This window comes from Antarctobacter sediminis (assembly GCF_019218285.1).
Classification (GTDB): Bacteria; Pseudomonadota; Alphaproteobacteria; order Rhodobacterales; family Rhodobacteraceae; genus Antarctobacter; species Antarctobacter sediminis.
Genome location: NZ_JAHUZG010000001.1, coordinates 155,554 through 178,998 on the forward strand (window position 1 = coordinate 155,554; position 23,445 = coordinate 178,998).

Annotated in this window: 22 protein-coding genes; 13 read left to right on the forward strand and 9 right to left on the reverse strand. The window is 63.5% G+C overall.

All coding sequences use genetic code 11. The annotated features are described in order from the left end of the window. Positions 1–61 precede the first annotated feature (61 nt). The 8 genes from KJP30_RS00790 to KJP30_RS00825 form a co-directional block, all read right to left on the reverse strand. The gene (locus tag KJP30_RS00790; RefSeq protein ID WP_218447058.1) at positions 62–1,519 is read right to left on the reverse strand and encodes a DUF4384 domain-containing protein; all 1,458 of its coding nucleotides are present in this window, start codon (positions 1,517–1,519) and stop codon (positions 62–64) included. A 3-nt stretch (positions 1,520–1,522) separates the two neighbouring features. Next, positions 1,523–3,373 (reverse strand): caspase family protein, encoded by a 1,851-nt coding sequence (locus KJP30_RS00795; RefSeq protein WP_218447059.1) that lies wholly within the window; start codon positions 3,371–3,373, stop codon positions 1,523–1,525. 64 nt (positions 3,374–3,437) lie between these two features. After that, the gene (locus tag KJP30_RS00800; RefSeq protein WP_218447060.1) at positions 3,438–4,127 is read right to left on the reverse strand and encodes an OmpA family protein; all 690 of its coding nucleotides are present in this window, start codon (positions 4,125–4,127) and stop codon (positions 3,438–3,440) included. Positions 4,128–4,163: 36 nt separating this feature from the next. Further along, positions 4,164–5,120 (reverse strand): trypsin-like serine peptidase, encoded by a 957-nt coding sequence (locus KJP30_RS00805; protein WP_218447061.1) that lies wholly within the window; start codon positions 5,118–5,120, stop codon positions 4,164–4,166. A gap of 124 nt (positions 5,121–5,244) precedes the next feature. Further along, positions 5,245–6,231, reverse strand: a complete 987-nt coding sequence (locus tag KJP30_RS00810) for a hypothetical protein (protein ID WP_218447062.1) — start codon at positions 6,229–6,231, stop codon at positions 5,245–5,247. Positions 6,232–6,293: 62 nt separating this feature from the next. Continuing rightward, on the reverse strand, positions 6,294–7,208 hold the full coding sequence (locus tag KJP30_RS00815) for an OmpA family protein (RefSeq protein ID WP_218447063.1): 915 nt from the start codon (positions 7,206–7,208) through the stop codon (positions 6,294–6,296). Positions 7,209–7,555: 347 nt separating this feature from the next. After that, positions 7,556–8,299 (reverse strand): ParA family protein, encoded by a 744-nt coding sequence (locus KJP30_RS00820; protein WP_218447064.1) that lies wholly within the window; start codon positions 8,297–8,299, stop codon positions 7,556–7,558. Beyond that, a complete protein-coding gene (locus KJP30_RS00825; RefSeq protein WP_218447065.1) occupies positions 8,296–9,831 on the reverse strand; it encodes a CHAD domain-containing protein in 1,536 nt (511 codons plus the stop codon). Before KJP30_RS00825 ends, KJP30_RS00820 begins: the two co-directional genes overlap by 4 nt. A 284-nt stretch (positions 9,832–10,115) precedes the next feature. Here KJP30_RS00825 and KJP30_RS00830 point away from each other — a divergent pair, with 284 nt between their 5' ends. From KJP30_RS00830 to KJP30_RS00870, 9 genes are all read left to right on the forward strand, one after another. Further along, positions 10,116–10,892, forward strand: a complete 777-nt coding sequence (locus tag KJP30_RS00830) for a DUF2182 domain-containing protein (RefSeq protein WP_218447066.1) — start codon at positions 10,116–10,118, stop codon at positions 10,890–10,892. Positions 10,893–10,902: 10 nt separating this feature from the next. After that, on the forward strand, positions 10,903–11,607 hold the full coding sequence (locus KJP30_RS00835) for a DUF1326 domain-containing protein (protein ID WP_218447067.1): 705 nt from the start codon (positions 10,903–10,905) through the stop codon (positions 11,605–11,607). Further along, complete coding sequence (locus KJP30_RS00840) at positions 11,604–12,122, forward strand: DinB family protein (RefSeq protein ID WP_218447068.1); 519 nt, start codon at positions 11,604–11,606, stop codon at positions 12,120–12,122. Before KJP30_RS00835 ends, KJP30_RS00840 begins: the two co-directional genes overlap by 4 nt. A gap of 108 nt (positions 12,123–12,230) precedes the next feature. Beyond that, on the forward strand, positions 12,231–13,226 hold the full coding sequence (acuI, locus tag KJP30_RS00845; RefSeq protein ID WP_218447069.1) for an MDR family oxidoreductase: 996 nt from the start codon (positions 12,231–12,233) through the stop codon (positions 13,224–13,226). Further along, a complete protein-coding gene (locus tag KJP30_RS00850) occupies positions 13,223–13,639 on the forward strand; it encodes an HIT family protein (RefSeq protein WP_218447070.1) in 417 nt (138 codons plus the stop codon). Before acuI ends, KJP30_RS00850 begins: the two co-directional genes overlap by 4 nt. 244 nt (positions 13,640–13,883) lie before the next feature. Beyond that, the gene (locus tag KJP30_RS00855; protein ID WP_218447071.1) at positions 13,884–14,297 is read left to right on the forward strand and encodes a universal stress protein; all 414 of its coding nucleotides are present in this window, start codon (positions 13,884–13,886) and stop codon (positions 14,295–14,297) included. A gap of 57 nt (positions 14,298–14,354) precedes the next feature. Beyond that, on the forward strand, positions 14,355–16,010 hold the full coding sequence (locus KJP30_RS00860) for a BCCT family transporter (protein ID WP_218447072.1): 1,656 nt from the start codon (positions 14,355–14,357) through the stop codon (positions 16,008–16,010). A 131-nt stretch (positions 16,011–16,141) separates the two neighbouring features. Further along, the gene (locus tag KJP30_RS00865) at positions 16,142–17,338 is read left to right on the forward strand and encodes an aminotransferase class V-fold PLP-dependent enzyme (RefSeq protein ID WP_218447073.1); all 1,197 of its coding nucleotides are present in this window, start codon (positions 16,142–16,144) and stop codon (positions 17,336–17,338) included. A 70-nt stretch (positions 17,339–17,408) separates the two neighbouring features. After that, positions 17,409–18,830, forward strand: a complete 1,422-nt coding sequence (locus KJP30_RS00870) for a cryptochrome/photolyase family protein (protein ID WP_218447074.1) — start codon at positions 17,409–17,411, stop codon at positions 18,828–18,830. 2 nt (positions 18,831–18,832) lie between these two features. Here KJP30_RS00870 and KJP30_RS00875 read toward each other — a convergent pair whose 3' ends face one another. Continuing rightward, positions 18,833–19,234 carry a hypothetical protein gene (locus tag KJP30_RS00875; protein WP_218447075.1) on the reverse strand — a complete coding sequence of 134 codons (402 nt, stop codon included), beginning with the start codon at positions 19,232–19,234 and terminating at the stop codon, positions 18,833–18,835. Positions 19,235–19,379: 145 nt separating this feature from the next. On the opposite strand from KJP30_RS00875, the gene KJP30_RS00880 reads away from it, so the two are divergent. The 4 genes from KJP30_RS00880 (at position 19,380) to KJP30_RS00895 (ending at position 23,437) form a co-directional block, all read left to right on the forward strand. After that, the gene (locus KJP30_RS00880) at positions 19,380–20,585 is read left to right on the forward strand and encodes an SAM-dependent methyltransferase (protein WP_218447076.1); all 1,206 of its coding nucleotides are present in this window, start codon (positions 19,380–19,382) and stop codon (positions 20,583–20,585) included. 3 nt (positions 20,586–20,588) lie between these two features. Further along, entirely contained in the window at positions 20,589–21,029 is a 441-nt protein-coding gene (locus KJP30_RS00885; RefSeq protein ID WP_218447077.1) for a TrgA family protein, read from the forward strand. A 2-nt stretch (positions 21,030–21,031) separates the two neighbouring features. Further along, a complete protein-coding gene (locus KJP30_RS00890; RefSeq protein ID WP_218447078.1) occupies positions 21,032–22,150 on the forward strand; it encodes a gamma-glutamylcyclotransferase in 1,119 nt (372 codons plus the stop codon). A 252-nt stretch (positions 22,151–22,402) separates the two neighbouring features. After that, complete coding sequence (locus tag KJP30_RS00895) at positions 22,403–23,437, forward strand: cysteine synthase A (RefSeq protein ID WP_218447079.1); 1,035 nt, start codon at positions 22,403–22,405, stop codon at positions 23,435–23,437. Positions 23,438–23,445: the final 8 nt, after the last annotated feature.

Genomic DNA, 23,445 nt, shown 5'->3' on the forward strand with positions numbered 1-23,445 from the left:
CGACGGGCAACGGGCGGAAGACCGCGTTACAAAAGCTTCACCAAAGCTGGGGAGGATATGCTTATTTCATGCGGGTCATGCCGATGATGCGCACCCGGGCCGCAGCCCCGGCCAAGGGGCCCGCGTCGCGCAGGATCGCCAGAAGGGCCAACCGGTCCGCCGGGGTCAGTCGCAGGCCGTCCAGATCCTCTAGCGCGCGGATCAGCGAAGCGGGCAGCGACCGGTACAGCAGGCAGCCCAAAAGGGTTTCGGCCGGTGGCCCCATCGCGGGCCAATAGATCCGGTTGCCGCCGGGCAGAGGCGGCAGGTCGTCCGGCAGAACAAGGGGCTGTCCGGCGGTCAGGCGCAGATCGGGGGCGTATTCGGCGGGCAGGATGATGAAGAACTGCCCGGTTTCGTCCAGCGAAAGACAAAGCAGCGCACCGTCGCGGTCGGACATCAGGGACAGGTGCATCAGGCTGTCTGCGCAATCGGCGGGGACGCGGGCGGGGTCGGTGGCGGTGCAAACCGGATAGGTGCCGGCCCGCCCGCCCGTGGCGGTCATTCCCAGTTGCGCCCGACCCATCGCGGCAAGGGCGGCGGCCATTCCGTCCAACCCGGTGTCCTGGTTCATGTTGTCGGGATCCAGCAGCGCGCGCAGATGCGCGGGCATCCGCAGCGAAGACAGGTCCAGCGTGCGGCTGGCCCGCAACGCGCCGTCCTGTGACAGTCGCAGCACCAGTTGAAAGCGGTTGCTGTCGATCAGGCGGATATAGCCGCCGAGGTAATAGCCGTTTGCCGGGCGCGCGCCTCTCAGTACCCTCGCAGGCGGTGCGTCCCGCAACAACGCGGTGACGGAGTTCGCCGCATCCAGCCATGCTTCGACCGCGATATCGGCCAGCGCACGCCCGACGGGCGTTTCCAGCCCCGAGGCTTCATTCACGAAAGCGCCGATGGTGATCTGGTCTCGGGTTTCGGGCAGCATGTCGAGGAATTGCCGGATCGCGGCACCGATGGCCGCACGGGGATCCCCGCCTGTTTGCCCGGTGACCCCGCCCAGCGGCGCGTCCGAGGTTTTGACGATGACACGGCCATCCGCCAGATCGACCAAGGTCAGGCGCAGTGTGACCGCGCCGCCGGCAAAGCCCGTTTCTCCGACCAGAACGAAATCGGCCTCTTGCCGCAGGGTCGACTGGATCGTCTTCTGCCATGCGGCGGTGCCCTGACGATTCAAGACCAGCGCCAGCGAGGCGCGCAACTCGGCGCTGCCAGCAAGGATGCGGGGTTTGTCCTGCCAGTCGGCACACATCTCTTGTGCCGCGCGGCTCATGATCGCCTCGATTTCGGGGACGGGCAGCGGCGTCTCCGCGGCCAGCGGCGGGGCCAGAGCGATGGTGCTGCCCGCGGGCATCTGCCCCTCGGCCGCGTGGCACAGCTGTGCGCCCAACAAGACATCCGCCTGCGCCGCACCGCGTTGTGGCAGCACGACAAGCAACGCCAACATGAGCAAGGCAGAAAGGAGGTCGGTCAGGCGCGTCATCGGTCAGTCTTCCGTCCTGTATTCGGTCAGGACATTGTCCTGACTGCCCGGCAGCAGACTGGGCGATTGCCGCAGATCCTGCTGGGCCAGCTTTTCGTCGATATGGTCGCGCAGTTCCGACAGGCGGATGCGCCCGTCTCCGTCGCTGTCCGCAGCGCCGCGCAGCCCGTCCAGCGTGTAATAGGTAAAGGCGCCGTGTTTCTTGTCGTCCAGCCAATGCGCGAATTGTGGCGTGCGGAAATCGGTCGCCGTCAGGACCGATACCTTGGCCTTTTCCTGTGGCGGAGCGACGGCCACGCCAAAGGCCCCTGACACGCCCGGCACAAGACTGCCTTGGGTGGACAGACCGGAAAAGCAGGCGTCCAGCAGGACAGTGATGCTTTTGACCGGCAGTGTTTCAAGCTGGCGGATCAGCATATCCAACGGGTAGGCGCCAAATCCGGGTTCCGCGGCGGGCACGTCAACGGGCAGAAGATAGCCGCTGGGCAGGCCTTCCTCGTGAAAGACGGGGACGCCGTGCCCGGAATAGACCACTACGATTTCATCCACGAAACGCGCGCGGCGCGCCAACCTGCCGTCCGGCACCTCATCGGTGCCGAAATAGCGGGCCATACCAATGGAATTCAGGTCTTTTTCGACAATGATGTTGTCTTCGGGCACTTGCAGAATGTCGCGGAAATAGGCCGCAAAGGCATCGGCATCGTTGTGGGCATAGGCCACGGGCGGGGCCTCGGCGTAGGTGCGGTTGCCAATGATGAGAACAAGCATGTCGGGATGGGCGACGGCCACCTTGCGGGCGGGTTTCACGGCCGGTTGCGGCGCAGGTGTAACCGCTGCAACGGCCGCTGCGGGTTGTTTTTCCTCAGGCGCGGGCCACGGCGGTTCCGGCACCGGCCACAGCCGAACCGTCCCGTCCCAGCTGGCGGTCAGCACGGTCCGCCCGTCCGGGGCAAAATCCACCGCATCGATCGAGGCCCCGTGACCATCAAGGACGCGCAGTTCCTCTCCGCTGGTGGCGTCCCACAAATAGGCCATGCGGTTCCATTCCCCGGTCAGCACCAGCTTGCCGTCCGGGCTGAAGGCAACGGCGCGGATGGCGGCGTCATGGCCGGAAAACCGGCGCAGGACCATGCCGGTTTCCGCATCCCACAGGATCGCGGTCTTGTCCCAACTGCCCGTCAGCACGCGCTGGCCCGTGGGGTCGAAGGCAACCGAGAGGATCAGCGCGCCGTGCCCGTCGAAGCTGCGGATTTCCGCGCCGCTGGCCACATCCCAAAGCCGCGCCGTGCGGTCAGTGCTGCCCGTCAGCAGGCGGCTTCCGTCAGGGCTGATCGCGAGGGTGGTGATGGCCTCGGCGTGGCCGGTGAACTGCCGCAACTGTGCGCCGCTGCGCAGATCCCAAAGGCGGGCAATACCGTCATTGCCCCCGGTGATTGCCTGCCGTCCATTCGGGCTATAGGCGGCGGCGGTGAACCTGCCGCCATCCTGTTGCAATTTCAGCAGTTCATTCCCTGTCGACAGATCCCAGACCCGCGCCGTGCCGTCCGCGCTGGCCGTCAGTGCGCGGGTGCCATCCGGGCTGAAGGCAACGGCGCTGACCCGGTGGTCATGGCCTTCGAGAATGGCCAGCCCCCGCTGGCTGGACACTTCCCACAGTTCGGCGGTGAAATCGGCGCTGCCGGTCAGCACCTGCCGACCATCTGGGCTAAAGACCGCGGCGTCAATCGCGCCCTGATGACCGATCAGCACCGTCGAAGCCTCTTTGTCGGCGCGCGGCGTTTCGGCGGAAAGAGCCCCGGCAAGGACGACACCCAAGCCAAAGGCGATCCGGGCCAGTGTCGAAATGCGTCTCATCTGTGTGCCTCGTCTGAGAAACCCTGTCGGGGCCGCCCGTGGACGGCCCCGGTGCCAGCCTTGCCTACCAGGTGATCGTGATGTTGCCGTCCTTATCCTTTTGCAGCGTGCCGGGCAGGGGTGTTTCGGGTTGCGGCGCGGGAACGATGCTTTCGGCTGGGGGCGGTGTTGTCGTGGCTGCGGGGGCGGCGGGGGCTGCGGCCTCGGGGCGAGCGGGCAACAGCAGCGTGACCTCGACCCTGCGGTTGATCGCGGCGGTTGGGGTCTGCGGCGTCTTGAGCCGGGTTTCGCCAAAGCCCACGGCAATCAGGCGCGCCGGGTCGATCGGAAAATTCTGGACAAGGTAACGTGCCACGCTTTCGGCGCGTCGTTCGGATAGCCATTGATTGTAGGCGTCGTCGCCGCTGACATCGGTGTGACCGGCAATCAGGTAGCGGTGCGGCCGCAGCGCAGAGGAGGCCAGCGCATGGCCAAGCGCGGCCAGATCCTCGCGCGCGCGCCATGTCAGCTCATAGCTGTCCAGCGCAAAGAAAACCTGAAGGTCGATGCTGTGTTGCGGCACTACCCAGACGGTGCGATTGCCGATCTGCACCCCGCGAGACGCCTCTTGCGCGGGGGCTGTGCTTTCTTGCTGCATTGGGGCGAGGGCGCTGATGATTTTTTGGATCTCCTCAGCCTGATCTGCCTGCACCGGCAGGGCGGTCGCCAGCGCAAGACCCAGTCCGGCAAGCCACGTTGGAGCGGTCAGTTTCATGTCTTCTCTCCCTTTGGGTCTGGGCGCGGGCTGATGTCAGTTGCCGCGCAAAAGGTCGTTGATGCCGCCCGAACCAAGCCCGTCGCCACCCGTCGCGGGCGCGCGTTCAACGGGCAGCGCGGTGCTGGCGGCAGGGGCGGCGGGCGCGGAGGCGGCTGGCGCGCCACCGCCCGTGATCTGGCGCAGCAGTTCCGATTGACCGAGGATCGCGCTCAACCTCGTGCTCTTGTTAAAGCTGCGATCGTCGTTCGGGGTCATGCCGCCAGAGTGATGCAACGCAACGGGGCGCATCTCGCGGTCGAACAGGATCGAGCCGGAACTGCCCGGCTGGGTGTCGCAGCGGTGGCGCAGGATCGGCCCGGCGTCCTGTTCGCGGGTGGCAAAGCAGCGAAAGCGCGTCATGACCTGCGGACGGCCCAGCGGATGGTGAATGACCGTCAGCGGATCACCGGGATCGACCTCTGTGTTCTGGATCAACAGCGGCAGGATGTCCTGCGGTGTCTCGGTCATGCGCACAAGGCTGAAGTCCAGCACCGAATGCCAGTCGCTGGGATCAACCGAAAGGCTGTAGCGATGGGTGCCCTTGTCGCCCTGCACGAGGTAGCCGGTCAGGATCGAGGCGGCCAGCAGCGTGTTCCGCCCGTCCTCGGGGATGCAATGATGGTTGGTCAGCACCCAGCCGCCGGGCAGGATCGCGCCGGTACAGGTGATCAGGTCCCGGCCGCCGTGATCGTTCTGTTCCAGCAGGTCAACACGGCCGATTGCACTGGCCAACCGGCGGATAGGATCATCAGCGGGCAATTCCCGGATCGGTTCGAATGCACCATCCTGCGCCGCGATATAGGCGCTGGCATTGCCGGTGCTTTCCAGAAAGACAAGATCGGTCTTGCCATAGTCATCGGCACTGAAGGTGGCGACCTGCGCCTGCGCCCCGTTGCCTGCAAGCGTCTGGGCAAAGGCAAGGACCAGCGCGAAACTGAGGAAACGTGTCATCCTGGGGTCTCTTTGGATTGCAGCGCGATGCACGCGCGGAACGCCGTGTGAAAGGGGCCTTGTCCGGGTTTCGGTGGGCCGCGCCGGGGGACGTTTCCGGCGCGGCCCGGGGGTCACGGGCCTCTTAGCGGTTGCCCATCAGGCCGATCTTCTGGATCTCGAAGCGGTTGCCCGCCATCGCGATCCGGGCCTGGATCCCCATCGCTTCGACCATCAGGCGCAGGTTCCGGTTCAGGCGCGCCACGTCCGAGCAGGTTTCGTACCAGTAGTCCGCGCTGGTCATGGTCACCCGCACAGGGCGGTGGTGGTCATAGCCTTTGAACCCGGCAAGGTAGCCTTCGATCAGGGTCATTTCCTGCGGCTGAAAACCGGTGAAGGCCAGCGTGTAGGCGGTGGTCAGACCGGTGCAGCCAGCAGGCGCGGGAACGATGGGTTGCGCCACCGGCGGGGTCACGACAACCGGCTGGTTGGGAACCGGCACCGGCTGTTGGCGGGCGGGCGACAGCACGTCCAGCTTGGTGGCCAGCACGCGACCGACCTCGGCGCCGATGGTCTTGGCCTCGTTGCCCACATGTTCCAGAACGCAATCCCGGTTGCAGACGCGCGGCAAAGAGGCGACGGGGATCTCACCGGCTCCGGGGCCGAAATGCACCTCGAAATTGCCGAGGCTCTGCATGGTCTGGGCGTGGATCATGCGGCCCGTCACCCGAATGCGCAGGTCCAGCACATCAGGGATATAGGGGTTCTGATCCGCCGAGGCATAGATCTGGATTGGCAGGATCACGTCGATCGGTACGTTGGGCACGCGCTGGGCAAGGGCGATCAGTTCGGCATCCGTCCGCCGCACGCGGTTGGGATCGGTAAAGCTCATGATCACGCCGGTCTGGTCATAGACGCGAAAGCCCATGGTCTGCATTTCGGTGATGACGGCACGCAGGACACGTTCGAACACGCGCGAATTTCCGGGCACCGTGTCCAGATCGGCGTCTTCGGGCACCGGCAGGATGTTGGGCTGGTCTCCGGCCTGTACCGGGGCCGGGGTGAGCGACAGCGAAAGTGCCAGCGCGAAGATCGCGAAGGCCGCTGTCAGGGTCTTGGTCACTACGGTCATTTGAGACTCCTCCTGAATGGGTCGAAATCGAGGGGCGGACCTTGGCCGGTCCACGCCCGGGGTCACTGGACGACGATGATGCGCCCGTCGGGCTGAACGATGACGCGGCCCGAGGCGGGCAGGTCGGCGTCACAATCAATGCCCGGTTCGGGCGAAAAATCGTCCAGGTCCAATGCCTTGCCTTCCGGGCTGACGATGCCCGCAGGGCAGGGCGGCAGCGGCGGCACGTGATAGTATCCGGGCTGTGGCACCGGCTGGACATCGCTCAGCTGCGCGGGCGGCGCGGGCTGTGGGACAGGTTGCGGCGCCGGCATGACCGGCTGCACCCTGTCGATCAGGGTGATCTCGACCCGGCGATTTTCCGGCGCGTAGGGATCGGCGGGGTTCCTTGGATACCGTTCCCCCCAGCCGATCACCTCCAGTCGCCACGACGGGATCGCGTGGTAGCGCATCAGATAGCGTTTCACCGCCCATGCCCGCCGATAAGAGAGGTCGATGTTGTAGTCGTCTGGCCCGCGGGCATCGGTATGTCCCGCGATCAGATAGCGGTTGTTCATCAGTTGAGGCGATTTCAGCGCCCGGCCGATGAGATCCAGATCCTGCCGAGCAGGAGGTGTCAGAAAGGCGCTGTCATGCGCGAAGTAAACCGTGACATCCAGACTGTAGGCGTAGTTCAGCACAATCGGGCGGCGGTCGATGATGATCGTCGTCGGGCGCCCCAAGATCACCGGCGGCAAGAAGACGTCCGGCAGGGTCTGCACCACGATCGGTGGCGTCCCCCCACCAGGGGGGGGATCAGCGGGCGGCGTGCCCGGCTGACCGGCCATCGGCGCAAGCGACTTGATGATCGCCGTGACGCTGTCGGCCCGCGAGGTGTCCAGCTGCAAGGTTTCCGTATTGGTCTGGGCATGACCCGCAGCGGCGGCTGCGATCATCATGGCCAGCAGAATGGATAGTCGTTTTCGTTGTCCGGGCATGTCGTCTCCCCCACGGCAATGCATCCGGCACCCGTTCGGGACCCTGCCTGTTACTCGTACTCACTCTGTTTCGGGTGTCGGTAACATCAGGGTCGGTCAAAGCCGCGAGCTGTACTTTGAGCCAGATCAAGTCACATTGAAAATTTGGAATGTTATTGGATAACAAGGGAGTTGCAGAGGGGTCCGCGACTGATCCCCGCATCCCTGCGGGCAAATTTCAAGAGGCGCAGACAACGAATTTCGCGGCCTTTCCGCCATCGGGAGAGGACGAATCCACATTTGACATGACAATGGCCAGACATCGGTGTCTGGCCATTGTATCCGGTTGGGTTGTGGGGTGGTGGGGCCTAGAAACGCCCCAGCACTTCCTGTGACAGCGCCTCATAGGCTTTGCCGGCGGTGTGACGCCCGGCGTAGGTGGTCACCGGGGCGCGGTGCAGGCCCATCTTTTCGACCTCGCTTGAGAAAGGCACCACCGTTTCGAGGAACCGCTTGGCGTGGGTGTCTCGCATCCGCTCGATCGTATCGGTGTGCAGGCGCTTGGTGCCCTGCGCCATCGAGAAGAAGCCGAGGATCTTCTTGCGGTCCAGCTTGTGTTCGCGGAACAGGTCGATCAGCTGTTCGAAGGTGCGTTCCGACAGGGTGGTCGGGATCACCGGAACAAGGATCGCATCCGAGGCCCGGAACACGTTTTCAGACAGGGTGGACACATTGGGCGGGCAGTCCAGCACGATCACGTCGTAATCGCTGTTCACCGCCTTCAACGCCTTTTTCAGTCGCGTGCGCGGGTTTTTCATCCGCGACAGGAAGATATCGAAATCCCTGAAGGTCATATTCGCGGGCAGGATGTCCAGACCATCGTAATCGCTGGCCCGGATCGACCGGGTAAAGCGCTGGACATCTTCGAAGAAGGCGGCTTCCTTCAGCTTTTTCGAGGGTTTCACCCGAAAATAGAACCCCGAGGCGCCCTGTGGATCCAGATCACACAAGAGCACCCTTTGACCCGAGCTTGCCAGCGCGTGGGAAAAGTTGACCGAAGTGGCCGTCTTGCCGACGCCGCCCTTGTTGGAATAGCAGGCGATGATCTTCATTCCGCGGCTTCCTTTTTGGCAAAGAGTGCCTTGAACCCTGCGCGGGTCTCTTCTGAATCGAAGGCTGCGAAGGTGGCCATGACACGCGCCCGTTCCGCATCCTGACGTTGATGCAGCACGGTGGTCAGCGCCCCGACGCTGCGGGCGATTTCCATCTGGGTCGCGGCATCTGCGCCGCGCAGATTGGCCAGCACCGTGGCCAGCGATTCCTGCTGGACGACGCAATCGTTGAAGGTGCCAAGGTTATCCTGCAGTTTCTTCAGCGACTTGATGAGGGGCTTCATCTGGCCTTGGCCGAACAGCGGCGCAAAGAACTCCATCAGGTAGCGCAGTTTCTTGCACTGGATGCGCAGTTCGTGGACCTCTTCGTCAGGGGTGTCCGCGTCGATGGCGCGCGCAATGCGCCGCACCTTGCGATACCGCTTGCGGATCAGTCGCTGGGCATAGTCCAGACCGGGGTGATCGGCCTCGGGGCCGGGCTCCAGCCGTTTACCGGGTTTGGCAAACAGCTTTTCCAGCGCCTTGAACTCGGCCTGATAGTCATCGCTTTGCAGGTGCCGACACAGCGCGCGATGCGCCGTGCGTCTCTGGCGGGCGAAGCGGTCGAACAGCAGGTCGACCCCGGGGCGCAGGTCTTGCGGCACCATTTCAAGGTAATGGGGACGTTCGATCAGGTAGACGTCCAGATCCCGCAGCCGTCCGGTGACGGCCATCAACGCGGAAAACCGCGCCTTGAGCGCCTCGGCCTGTTCGGGGCTGTAAACGCCCTTGAACAGCGAGACCACCGACCGGATCTTGCGCAGGGCAACGCGGTAGTCGTGCAGGAATTCGCTGTCATGATCGGCGATGATGCCGTCTTCGTTGGCGCGGGCGACGGGCAGATGCGCGGCAATGATCGCGGCCGAGGCGGCAAAGGCCGGTGTATCCGGCCCCATGTCCACGGTTGGCTTGGGCTCATATGCGGTGGCCCGGGGAAACAGCGTTTCGACAGCAGCGCGCGGGGTCAGCGGCCCGATTTCCGAAGCCGCCGCCAGATGTGCCTCCAGCCGTTCGAAATCGCGGTCGTAGCCGCGCAGGCGCTCCAGCCGCACCAGCGAAACCTGCTGCCCCTCGGCGGCTCGCAAGACGCGCAGGTGACAGCGCGCGCGGGTCTTGTCTTCGTCATCCAACAGGGTCAGGCTTTGGGTGATCAGTTCGCCATTGCCCAGCGGCAAAAAGCTGCGCAGGGCCATCACGGCCTTGGTCAAAACCTGGGCGACGGGACCGTCGGGCATATCGGCGGCAAAGCCGGGCGCCCCTGTTTCTTGATGAATTTCCCGGCCTCTGCCATCCAGCAGGCACAAGCCGCCATCCGAGGCGATCAGCATCCGCTGACCATGGGCCAGTTCGGTGTCGAAACTGTCGTGCAGGGAAAATTCCCCCAACACTTCGTCGCCGCCGGGTACAAGTCGGCGGTTGCCTATGGAGGCATCCAGCAGGATGCTTCGAAGATCGCCGCCATACAGCAGCGTTGCGGGGGCGTGGGTGTTCATCATCCTCCTGCGAACGGGATCCTGCACCCGCGCGCGTCCGTGTCATCCCGGCCTGCCACCTTGGAGAGGACCGGAGCGTTGAAATAGACGGGTCTTTTGTCATGAAATCGTTACCTGTTGCAACCTTGGGGTGACTTGCGCCATGTCACATGCCAATTCCCGACCGCTGGGTTTGGCCGACCCATTTGCCGACAGGCGTTTGCGGGGGAGGGCGCGGGCCGGGACGGGGCCTGAAAACCGATTGCCCTTGTGCGCAGGCTCTGCAACGGTCTGGCAAAGGGGGCATGATGGCGCGCATCTGGCAGGACATCTTCTGGTTGGGGCTGTTTGCGCTGGTTCTGGCGGCCTGGGCGGCGCTGTACGCCATGGCGCTGGGCAGCGGACTGGACGTGTTGGGGCGGCCGGGCCTTGGGGCCGAGGCGCTATTGGCCCTGTGTTCCGGACCATCCGCGGGGTTTGCCGGGGCGGCGGTTGTCTGGGCCATGTGGGCCGGGATGGGCGTTGCGATGATGCTTCCCACCTTTGTGCCCGTCCTGACCACCCACCAAAAAATCGCCACCCGCATGGCGGACGCGATGGCCTCTCGCCTTGGATTGGTGGCGGGGTACATGGGCATCTGGCTGGGGTTTTCGCTGTTGGCGGCGGCGGCTCAGATCGCGTTGTCGCGGGCGGGACTTCTGGATGATTTCGGGGCCGCGCGCGGGTCCGCCGTTCAGGGCGGGTTGCTGATCCTTGCCGGCCTGTGGCAGTTCACCGCCTTCAAGAGCCGATGCCAAAGCGTCTGCCTGACACCCATGGCCTATTTCATGGGCCGCTTTCGTCCGGGGGCCGGTGGTGGGCTGTGGATGGGAGCAGAGCTGGGACTGGCCTGCGTGGGGTGCTGCTGGGCGATCATGGCGCTGGGCTTTGTCGGCGGGGTGATGAACCTTGCATGGATGGGGCTTGCCACCCTGTTCATGGTGTTGGAGAAATTGCCCGCGGCGGGGGCGCTGGTGCGCCGACCGGCCGGGGGAGTGCTGATCGTGTCCGGGCTCGCCCTTTGGGCGGGCACCATGCTGTGAGGGAGGAAACATGAGCCTGACGAGACGCCCCGACGCCGACCGCCTGCCGGTCAGCCAACGTATCGACCAACGGATGCCCAACCCCAAGCGCCGCCAGATGCGGCCGACGAACTGGGCCATCAAGGGCGAGCTGTTCCTGAACTGCAACTGCGAGGTCTTTTGTCCCTGCGTGGTCAGCCTTGGTCAGCATCCCCCCACCTACGGCAGCTGCAAGACATGGATGGCCATCGCCATCGACGAAGGGCATTTCGAAGGCGAAAGCCTGACTGGCGTCAATGTCGGTTTGATGGTCGAGATCCCCGGAAAGATGGCGGAAGGCGACTGGAAGGTCGCTGTCTACATCGACGAACGCGCCACCCCTGCGGCCTATAACGGCTTGCTCAAGATCCTGTCGGGCGAGGCAGGCGGTACGACGGGCCTGTTTACGTTGCTGGTGTCCGAGATCATCGGCCATGAACGCGAAAAGGTGGAGATTGTCCGCGAAGGCACGCGCAGGGGGCTGTACATCGGGCGCAAGATCCAAGGCGAGATCGAGATGGTCGAAGGCGCGGATGGCGGCCCGATCGTGATGAAGAACACCAAATATTGGATGGGGCCGGACGTGATCGTCGCCAAGGGGCTGAAAAGCAAGGTCCGCGACTATGGTCGCATCTGGGACAATTCAGGCAAGTCGGGCGAAATCTGCGCCATCGACTGGAAAGGGGCCGCGAAATGATGATCTCGCCGGAGTATTGTCTGACCATGGCCCGCTACAACAGCTGGCAGAACCGCCAGCTAATGGCGGCTTTCGAGCGGTTGGATGCGGCCGAATTGACCCGCGACCGCAAGGCATTCTTCGGCTCGATCCTTGGTACGGCCAACCACCTGCTGTGGGGGGATCGTATCTGGATGTCACGCTTTGCCGGAACAGAGCCACCCGTCGGCGGGATCAAGGACAGCACAGGTCTGATGCCCGACCGCGCTGCGTGGGAGCGGGAGCGATTTCAGACCGACACCCGGATCACGGGCTGGGCCAAAGAGCTGGGCCCGGCCGATCTGGCCGGTGACTTAAGCTGGTATTCGGGGGCGATGGGACGGACCGTGGCGAAATCCATGGCGCTCTGCGTGACCCATATGTTCAACCACCAAACCCACCACAGGGGACAAATTCACGCCATGTTGACCGCCGCCGGGGCAGAGGCCCCGGTCAGCGATCTTGTCTTCATGCCCGAGGACGAAACCGGAACGTGACGGGGACGCCGGTCGGACGCTGTTCCGCGCCTTTGGCGCGAAAGGCGCCCCGCCCACCGTCCCTTTGGGGCGCTCAATCCAGAAAACAGGACGATAACGGAGGGATCCATGTTCAAGGCACTGGTTGTCGAAAAGGACGAGGAAAGCGGCAAGACCGCAGCGGCGGTGCAGGAAATCGGGCTGGACGCCCTGCCTGACGCAGAGGTTACCGTGGCTGTCGATTATTCGACCGTGAACTACAAGGATGGTCTGTGCATCGGGCCGGGAGGCGGTCTGGTCCGCAAGTATCCGCATGTGCCCGGCATCGACTTGGCCGGGACGGTCGAGGAGTCCTCGGACGCGCGCTACAAGCCCGGCGACAAGGTCGTGTTGACCGGCTGGCGCGTGGGCGAGGCGCATTGGGGTGGGTATTCCCAGAAGGCGCGGGTCAAGGCGGACTGGCTGGTGCCGCTGCCCGAGGGGCTGGACAGTCGGCAGGCCATGGCGGTCGGCACCGCCGGTCTGACCGCCATGCTGGCGGTCATGGCGCTGGAGGATCACGGGCTGGAACCGGGTCACGGGCCGGTGTTGGTGACGGGGGCCGCGGGCGGAGTTGGTTCGGTTGCAACGGCGATCCTTGCCAAATTGGGCCATGAGGTCGCCGCGGTCACCGGGCGCCCCGAGCAAGAGGCCTATCTGCGTGAGCTTGGTGCCACGCAGATCGTCCCGCGTGACGAGCTGACCGAGGTTACCCGCAAGCCGCTGGAAAGCGAGATGTGGGCGGGCTGTGTCGATGCCGTGGCCGGGGCCATGCTGGGCCGTGTGCTGAAGCAGATGAAATACGGCACGTCGGTCGCGGCCATCGGTCTTGCCGGCGGCGCGGCGATCGAAGGCGCGTTGATCACGCCCTTTATCCTGCGAGGCGTCAACCTTCTGGGCATCGACAGCGTGATGCAGCCCTATGCCAACCGTGTTCGCGCCTGGCAGCGGATTGCGCAGGATCTGCCGATGGACAAGCTGGAAGCGATGGTGCACCCGGCAACCCTGTCGGACCTGCCGCAACTGGGCAAAGACATCCTGAAAGGGCAGGTCAAGGGCCGCGTCGTGGTGGATGTGAACGCATGAGCTATGACGACCAGAACATCTTTGCCAAGATCCTGAGGGGAGAAATCCCCTCGACCAAGGTCTACGAAGATGACGAAACCCTGTGTTTCATGGACATCTTCCCGCGGGCGGATGGCCATTGCCTTGTGATCCCCAAAACGCCCTGCCGCAACCTGCTGGACGCGTCGGCGGAACAGTTGAACGCGGTTGTTGCGACCACTCAGAAAGTGGCGAAGGCCGCGATGACGGCGTTGGCGGCGGATGGGATCACCGTGCAGCAATTCAACGAGGGTCCGGGCGGGCAGGAAGTGTTCCACCTGCATTTCCATATCCTGCCCCGGCACGAAGGCGTCGCGCTGCGCAGACCGGGGCAACCGGGTGACATGGCGCAGATTGGTGAAATCGCCGAGAAACTGCGCGCCGCCCTGACCTGATCCATGCGGAAAACGCATGTGACCCGGCGCTGTCCGACAGCGCCGGGTTTTTCGTTGTCACGTCAAACATTTCCGACCTGTAATGTCGTTTTCGGTGGATAAACCACCTCATCGGTTTGCGTCTTTCCGCCTATGGCACCTAGTCTGCAACAAATCGGGGGAACGAAAAACGCCCCCGTTCGTTGAGACGTCGGAGTGATGTGTCCGACGCATCTCTTTAAAAGATAACAGAAAGGAGAGGGACGTGTTCAAACGGATCATGGTGCCGGTCGACCTCGCGCATGCCGACCGTCTGGAAAAGGCGCTGGGCTGCGCGGCGGATTTGGCAAAGCACTACGGCGCGACCGTTATCTATGTCGGAGTGTCCACGACGGCACCGTCTTCGATCGCGCATACGCCGCAGGAGTTTGCCACAAAGCTGGCAGGTTTCGCCGAGGCGCAGGGCGCGGTTTCTGGCATCGCGACAGAGGCACATGCGGTGACCAGCCACGACCCGGCGACGGATCTGGATCCGACGCTGTTGAAGGCGGTGGGCGAAACCGGTGCCGACCTTGTGGTCATGGCAAGCCATATTCCAAACCTCACCGACTACATCTGGCCGTCGAACGGCGGCACGATCGCAGGCCATGCCAAGGTCTCGGTCCTCGTGGTGCGCTGACCCACGACGCGGCGCCTCTGCGCCGACTGAACTGCAATAACACATGGGAGGCCATTCATGGCTGACACCTCCAACGATCAGGGAATCCCCGAGCCAGAAGGCGCGGCGGACCTGATCCAGACCGATTACGAGATCGGTCAGGACAATATCGAAACACAGATCGGGCCGTTCGGGATGGATATCCATAACCCGGTCTTCCTGATTTCCGGGCTTAGCGTCGTTGCTTTTGTCTTTTACGCGCTGGCCTTGCCAGAGCAGGCAGAGTCGCTGTTCGGAACCCTGCGCCCATGGCTGACGTCGACCTTCGACTGGTTCTTCATGAGCGCGGCCAACGTTTTTGTGCTGTTCTGCCTGCTGCTGATCGTGCTGCCTTTGGGCAACGTGCGGATCGGCGGGGCAGAGGCGACGCCGGATTATTCCTATCTTGGCTGGTTCGCGATGCTTTTTGCCGCCGGCATGGGCATCGGCCTGATGTTCTTCGGGGTGCTGGAGCCCGCCTATTACTTTGGCACGCCTTGGGGTGATGCGCCGCTTGGCGCGGTCCGGCCCTTTGCCGAGGACGGCACGCTGATCCCCGAAAACGTCGAATCGGCCCGGCGCATGGCGCTGGCGGCGACCTCGTATCACTGGGCGTTGCACCCGTGGGCGATCTACGCGGTCGTGGCTTTGGCGCTAGCGCTGTTTTCCTACAACAAGGGTCTGCCGCTGACGATCCGTTCGGCCTTTTACCCGGTGCTTGGCGAACGTGTCTGGGGCTGGCCGGGGCATGTGATCGACGTGATCGCGGTATTTGCAACGCTGTTCGGCCTTGCCACCTCGCTGGGTTTCGGCGCGACGCAGGCGAACGCCGGTCTGGAAAAGCTCTTTGGCTTGCCGAACACCACGACGGTTCAGGTTGTCCTGATCTCGCTGATCACCGCGGTTGCGCTGGTTTCGGTGCTGCGCGGGCTTGATGGCGGGGTCAAGGTGCTGTCCGAGATCAACATGGGGCTGGCGCTGTTGCTGCTGCTTTTCGTGCTGTTCTCGGCCGGTTTCGTTGGGCTGATGACCGACTTTGGCAAAGGTCTTGTGGCCTACGCGCAAGAGGTCATTCCGCTGTCGATGCCATTCGGGCGTGAGGACGACGGATACCGTGAAGGCTGGACCGCCTTCTATTGGGCGTGGTGGATCAGCTGGTCGCCCTTCGTCGGCATGTTCATCGCCCGCGTCAGCCGTGGCCGCACGGTGCGCGAATTCGTGATCTGCGTGCTGCTGATCCCCAGCTTTGTCTGTGTACTCTGGATGTCCGTCTTTGGCGGCGCAGCGATCAACGACATGATCGCCAACCCGGAAACCTCGGCGGTCAAGGCGAATGTGATCGACAACTACAGCCCGGAACTGTCGCTTTTCGCGCTGCTGGAAAGCCTGCCGCTGTCCTCGGTGACCTCGGTGATCGGGATCGTGCTGGTGATTGTGTTCTTTGTGACGTCGTCGGATTCTGGCTCGCTGGTGATCGACACGATCACAGCAGGCGGCAAGGTCGACGCCCCGGTGCCGCAGCGCGTGTTCTGGTGCGTGTTCGAAGGAGCCATCGCGATTGTGTTGTTGATTGGCGGCGGACTGGCCTCGTTGCAGGCCATGGCGATCTCCATCGGGTTGCCCTTTACCGTGGTGCTGCTGTTCATGTGCTTTGGCATCTGGCGGGGCCTTTTGTCCGAACGGCGCGTCACCTGAGACTGATCGGATACCCTTGCAAATCGGGCCTCGGCGGAAACGCCGGGGCCTTTTGCCTTTGCGGCACGGGTTGACGCGCCGGGGCTGCGGCGGTTCTTGTCGGGCGCGCAGTGGCAAGGAGTGAGCAGACCATGGATATGGAATTCGTTCGGGGGCAGTTTCCGGCCTTTGCGGCGCCGTCCCTGCAAGGGCAGGCGTTTTTCGAGAACGCGGGTGGGTCTTATGCCTGTCGGCAGGTGATCGACCGGCTGACCCGCTACTACACGGAACGCAAGGTGCAGCCTTACGGCGCTTTTCCTGCCAGCGCGATTGCCGGGGCGGAAATGGACGAAGCGCGCAAGCGTCTTGCTGCCCTTCTGGGGGTCAGCGACGACGAATTGAGCTTTGGCCCGTCGACCACTCAGAACGCCTATGTGCTGGCGCGTGCCTTTCGCCAGTTCATGGAAGACGGCGAAGCCATCGTCGTCACCAATCAGGATCACGAGGCCAATTCCGGCCCGTGGCGGCGGCTGGCGTCGGAGGGAATCGAGATCCGCGAATGGAAGATCGACCCGGAAAGCGGGCATCTGAACCCGGCGGATCTGGAACCGTTGCTGGATGAAAAGGTCCGGCTGGTCTGTTTTCCGCATTGTTCCAACGTGGTCGGAGAGATCAACCCAGTCGTCGAGATCACCGCGCTGGCCCATGCGGCGGGGGCTTTTGTCTGTGTGGACGGCGTCAGCTATGCGCCGCATGGCTTTCCCGACGTGGGGGATCTGGGCCCCGACATATACCTGTTTTCCAGCTACAAGACCTATGGCCCGCATCAGGGGATCATGGTGGTGCGCCGCGCGCTGGCCGAGGTCTTGCCTAACCAGGGCCATTACTTCAACGGGGATGTTCTGACAAAGCGCTTTACGCCTGCGGGGCCGGATCATGCGCAGGTGGCGGCCTGTGCCGGGATGGTCGATTATGTCGAGGCGCTGGCCTCGCATCACGGCTGTGCCGCTCACGAAGTTCACGATCTGATGAGAGAGCATGAGACCCGGTTGTTGCAACCGTTGTTGGATGTGGTGGCGGATCGCAAGGGCGTGCGCCTGCTGGGTCCGCGCGACGCGGCGCTGCGGGCCCCGACCGTGGCCCTTGCGCTGGACCGCAACGCCCGCCCGGTGGCCGATGCTCTGGCCGATCACGAAATCATGGCTGGCGGCGATGACTTCTATGCCGTTCGGCCCTTGCAGGCGATGGGGCTTGACCCGGTGCGCGGTGTGTTGCGCCTGTCGTTTGTCCATTACACCACGCAGGCCGAGGTCGACCGATTGATCACGGCACTGGACCAGGTTCTCTGAGGCTTCGGGGGTTGCCCTTGGGACGGGCGCGCTATCTGCATGACGGGCAATGCCCGTGAAGGAGACCGCCTTGTCCGATACCGCCCCCGTCATCCTTTGGTTCCGGCGCGATCTGCGTCTGTCCGATCATGCCGCGCTGGAGGCAGCCTGCCGGACGGGACGACCGGTGATCCCGGTGGTGATCCGTGACGGCGTGATGGATGCGCTGGGTGCCGCGCCGAAATGGCGGATGGGGCTGGGCATCGGGCACCTAGCACACCGGCTGAAGGCCAAGGGGTCAGGTCTGATCCTGCGATCGGGCGATGCGGTCGAGGTGCTGACCGCGCTGGCGCGGGAAACGGGGGCAGGGGCCGTCTATTGGATGCGGGCCTATGACCCGCCCAGCGTGGATAGGGACACCGCGGTCAAATCCGCTCTGAAAGAGGCGGGGCTGGAGGCGCAGAGTTTTGCCGGGCACCTGCTGTTCGAGCCTTGGACGGTCGAGACCAAGCAGGGCCAGTACTACAAGGTCTTTACCCCATTCTGGAAATCGGTGCGGGGCCGGGATGTGGCGACGCCCCTGACGACGCCCGCGAAAATTCCCGCGCCGCCGAAATGGCCCGCCAGCGAAACGCTGGAGGACTGGGCGCTGGGAGCCGCCATGCGGCGTGGGGGCGGGATCGTGCGCCCCTGGGTGCAGCTTGGCGAAGAGGCGGCGCAGGGGCGGTTGGGGGCCTTTATCGCCGAAAAGGTGGCCCGCTATGGGGATACACGCGACCTGCCATGGCGGGACGGCACCTCTTGTCTGAGCGAAAACCTTGCTCTGGGCGAGATTTCCCCGGCGCAATGCTGGCATGCCGGGCGGCGCGCCATGGAGGACGGCAAACAGGGGGCCGAGACCTTTCTCAAGGAACTGGTCTGGCGTGAGTTTGCCTATCACCTGATGTGGCACACGCCGCATCTGCTGAGCAGCAACTGGCGCGAGGAATGGGAGGCCTTCCCATGGAACACGGACGAGGATCGGCCCGAGGTGCTGGCATGGAAACAGGGGCGCACCGGCATCCCCTTTGTCGACGCAGGCCAGCGCGAGATGTACGTGACCGGCCGGATGCACAATCGCGTGCGGATGATCGTGGCGTCCTATCTGACCAAGCATCTTTTGACACATTGGAAGATTGGGATGCGCTGGTTCGAGGAATGCCTGATTGACTGGGATCCGGCATCGAACGCCATGGGGTGGCAATGGTCTGCCGGGTCAGGGCCGGACGCCACGCCGTATTTCCGTGTTTTCAACCCCGTCACGCAACGAGAGAAATTTGACCCCCGGCGCCAATATGTCGACAGATGGATCGCCGAAGGACGCAAGACCCCATCGGAAGAGGCGCAAAGCTATTTCAAGGCCGTTCCGGTCAGCTGGGGCCTGTCAGCCGATGATGGCTATCCCGATCCGGTGGTCCCCGTGGACCAAGGCCGCAAACGGGCGCTTGCAGCCTATGAGAACCGGGGATTCTGAGTTCAGTTGGTCAGGCCGCCCATACGGTCCATCTTGACCCAGCCCGAGGAATTGCCGGCATAGGCGATCTTGCAGACCGGCTTGGCGTCGGAACAGGTTTCGATATAGCCGCCTTCACCCGGCGACAGGGTGCCGACCTTCTGGGTGAACTCGACATCGCTGAAGACCGCGATCGGCAGGGCCGACATGTTGTAATAGGGGATATCGCGGGCGACGTTGCGTTCCCAGGATCCGCCAGCCACCGGTTTGGGCTGCACTTCGCGGACGGGTTCCGAGAGGGTCATGGCCGGGCGCGCCTGCGGCGCTGTCGTTTCGCCTTTCTCGACGCCAACGAAATTCATCACCTTGCCACATCCAGAAGTTGCAAGGGCTATCAGGAAAACCGCTACCAATTGCTTCTTCATCTGTCTTCTCCCGTTCTGAGGGAACGTTGTGCCCCGGACTGATACCAGAAAACACCATGTTGGCGAAAATCCAAAGCAGAAATCCTTGCCACATGTGGATTGGGCCATAGACTTCGTTAAAATAACCGCCTCGCGAAAGAAACTTATGCATCTGACAGACACTCACGGTCAGCCCGATCTCCCGCGATACTTTGCCCGCGTCTTTGACCTTGCCCGCGATATGGAACGGGGACGGTTGGATTTCATCCTGCGTGACGGCCGCTGCTTTCGCGCAGAAGGAAAGGTGGCGGGGCCGGTCGCGGAACTGCACATATCGCACGATGATGTCTTTGCCCGCCTGATCCGGGAAGGCGACCTAGGCTTTTGCGAGGCCTACATGGATGGCTGGTGGTCGACCCCTGACCTGATGGCCTTTCTGGATCTTGTGCACGCCAACGAGGACCTGTTCGATGCCTATCCGGGTGGCGGTTTGGTGCGGGCTTGGGAACGGTTCCGGTTCTGGCTGCAATCCAACAGCAAGCGGCAGGCGAAAAAGAACATCGCCCACCACTACGATCTGGGCAATGATTTCTACGGTCTCTGGCTGGACGACACGATGACCTATTCCTCGGCCTTGTTCACCACCGGGCAGGAAAGCCTCGAAAAGGCGCAGGAGGCGAAATATGCCTCGATGATCGACCAGATGGGGGCCCAACCGGGCGACCATGTTCTGGAAATCGGCTGTGGCTGGGGCGGCTTCGCCGAATATGCCGCGCGGGAACGCGGGCTGCGTGTGACGGGCCTGACCATCAGCCGCGAGCAATTCGCCTATGCGCAGGATCGGATCGCGCGGGCCGGGTTGAGCGATCGGGTCGAATTGAAATTGCAGGACTATCGCGACGAACGCGGCAGTTACGACGGCATAGCTTCGATCGAAATGTTCGAAGCCGTGGGCGAAAAATATTGGCCGGTCTATTTCGACAGCGTGCGGGACCGTTTGAAACCCGGGGGCAGGGCGACGCTTCAGATCATCACCGTGCAGCACAAGCGGTGGGAACTGTACCGACGTGGGGTGGATTTCATCCAGAAATACATCTTTCCCGGCGGAATGCTGCCCTCGCCCGAAGTACTGCGGGCCGAGGTAGAGCGGGCAGGTTTGCAGGTCGTGCGCAGTTTCGAGTTCGGCGAAAGCTATTCCCAGACGCTGCGCCGCTGGCATGAGACCTTCAATGACCGATGGGACGAGGTTTCGGCGCTGGGGTTCGACGACCGGTTTCGCCGGATGTGGAATTTCTACCTCGCCTCTTGCGCGGCGACCTTTCACGGCGGTAACTGTGATGTGACCCAGATCACCATCGCAAAGCCCGCCTGACCCATGCCCAATGCCGCAAGACTGTTTGCCGCCCTCGGCCTGGCCGTGCTGGGCTGGATCGCGTCAGACATGATCAAGCCGCTGGTGCCCTTCAGTGTCGATTTCGGATGGTTCAACTTCGTCAACGCGGGGATCGGCGCGCTGGTGGGGTGGATTTTCGTCGGGCCGCGCAGCGGCGGCGGAACCACTGCGGCCATCAACAACGGCATCACCGCCGCGGTTGTCATGGCCATTGTCGGGCTGCTGGTGCAGGGCACCAATGAAATGGTGCGGCTGTCCTTTGCCAACCGCTATGACTCTCCCTTCGAGGCGATTGCCGCGATCTTCGAGATCAGTCTGGATTACGGGATGATCCTGCTCGACATGCAGTTGATCCTGACGCTATTGGGCGGCGGTATCGTGGCGGCGCTGGTGGCCGAAGCGGTAGGCAGACGCTGGAGATAACCTTGTCCGACCTGTTTTTCTACGGAACGCTGCGGCATCTGCCGCTGCTCGAACTTGTGCTGGGCCGTTTGCCCGAGGTGACGCCTGCTGTCCTGCCTGATCACGCCGTGGTCTGGGCCAAGGGGCAGGCCTTTCCGCTGATCCTTTCGCGCCCGGGCACCAGCGCCGAGGGCCTGTTGGTGCGCGGACTGAGCGAGGAGGACCGCGCGGCGCTGGACTATTACGAAGGTGGTTTTGCCTATGCACTGCGCCCAGTGACGGTCAGCACGTCCGAGGGCGCTGCGCAGGCCGAGGTCTATTTCCCTGAAACAACGCGCTGGGAACCGGGCGCGCCATGGTCGCTGGAGGATTGGGCGGACCGCTGGGGCGGAATATCCATGCGGGCGGCCCGCGAGGTGCTGGACCGCCGTGGCAGCTATGATGCCCGCGAAGTGGCGGGAATGCTGCCGTTTTTCCGGGCGCGGGCCTGGGCGAACGAAATCGCGGCAGAGGGTGCGCCACAAACCCTGCGTCGCGCCAGCGGCATGGAAGACGTCGATTACCAGGGGTTGCGTGGCGCGCCGTATCGCGGCTTTTTCCGGATTGATCCCTTCCGCTTGCGCTATCGCCGTTTCGACGGCGCGTGGAGCGCGCCGATGGATCGTGAGTGTTTCATTGCTTTCGATGTCTCGCTGGTGCTGCCGTATGACCCGGTTTTGGACAAGGTGCTGTTGATTGAACAGATGCGCTTTGGTCCGATCCACCGGAGCGATCCGGCACCTTGGGTGCTGGAGGCCGTGGCTGGTGTGATCGACGCAGGAGAAACCCCCGAAGAGGCCGCGCGCCGCGAGACGGTCGAAGAAGCGGGTCTGGATGTGCGTGAATTGTTGCCCGCATCCCGCGGCTACGCTTCGCCCGGCTATACGACCGAGTTCTATCACGCCTTTGTTGGCCTTTGTGATCTGTCCGGACGTGACAAGGCGATTGGCGGACTGGACGAGGAAAACGAGGATATCCGCAGCCATGTCATCCCCTTCGATCAGGCGATGGAGCTTGTCGACAGCGGTGAGATCAATGCGCTGCCGCTGGCCATGCTGATCAACTGGGTGGCGGCACGTCGCGACAAGCTGCGGGCGCGCTGACAGGACTATCGTCGCTGTGCGGGGTGGAGGACGGCGCTCGTCCCGGTCGGTTGACCGGAACATCGCCCCGCCCACCATCCCCGGAACGCGCCTTTGGCGCGTCATGCCGCCCGTGGTGCAATAGCGCCCGGCTGGAACCTCACATCAGGGGCAGACAGGGCCGAAACCCGCGGCTTTCCCGGCCCGCGGCGTCTTGAGTTCCCTTTGGACGAGCCCTACACCAAGGGGAACAGGTTTCGGAAAGGACACGTCATGCGCAAATCGCAGGACCTCGCACAGGCTGTCGGACAAACGCCGCTGATCAAGCTTCGCAAGGCGTCGGAGATGACCGGCTGCGAGATCTGGGGCAAGGCGGAATTCATGAACCCCGGCCAGTCGGTCAAGGACCGCGCAGCGCTGTATATCATTCAGGACGCCATCGCGCGGGGCGAGCTGGAACCGGGGGGGACCATCGTCGAAGGCACCGCCGGGAACACCGGGATCGGCCTTGCGCTGGTCGGTGCGTCGATGGGGTTCAAGACCGTCATCGTGATGCCCGAGACGCAGAGTCAGGAAAAGAAGGACATGCTGCGCCTTGCCGGGGCCGAACTGGTCCTTGTTCCGGCTGCGCCCTACAAGAACCCCAACAACTATGTTCGCTATTCGGGCCGTCTTGCAGCGGAACTGGCCAAGACCGAACCGCATGGCGCGATCTGGGCCAACCAGTTCGACAACGTGGCCAACCGGCAGGCGCATATCGAAACGACCGGCCCCGAGATCTGGGAGCAGACCGGCGGCAAGGTTGACGGGTTCATCTGCGCGGTCGGCTCGGGCGGGACTGCCGCCGGTGTGGGCATGGCGCTGCAACCCAAGGGCGTGAAATGTGGCATCGTCGATCCGATGGGGTCGGGCATTTACACGCTGTACACCGAAGGCACCGCACGGGCCGAGGGCAGTTCGATTTCCGAGGGGATCGGGCAGGGGCGGATCACCGCCAACCTCGAAGGGTTCAAACCCGACTACCTGACCCAGGTGACCGACGAAGAGGCGCTGCCCCTGGTTTTTGACCTGCTGGCCGAGGAAGGGCTGTGCATGGGCGGATCCACCGCGATCAACATCGCCGGTGCGATCCACATGGCGCGTGAGATGGGCCCGGGCCATACCATCGTGACGGTTCTGTGTGACTATGGCACGCGGTACCAGTCCAAACTGTTCAACCCGGATTTCCTGAGGGACAAGGGCCTGCCCACGCCGCCGTGGATGACACGCGGCCCCTCCAGCATTCCCGGCGTATTCGAGGACGCATGACCTGCCAT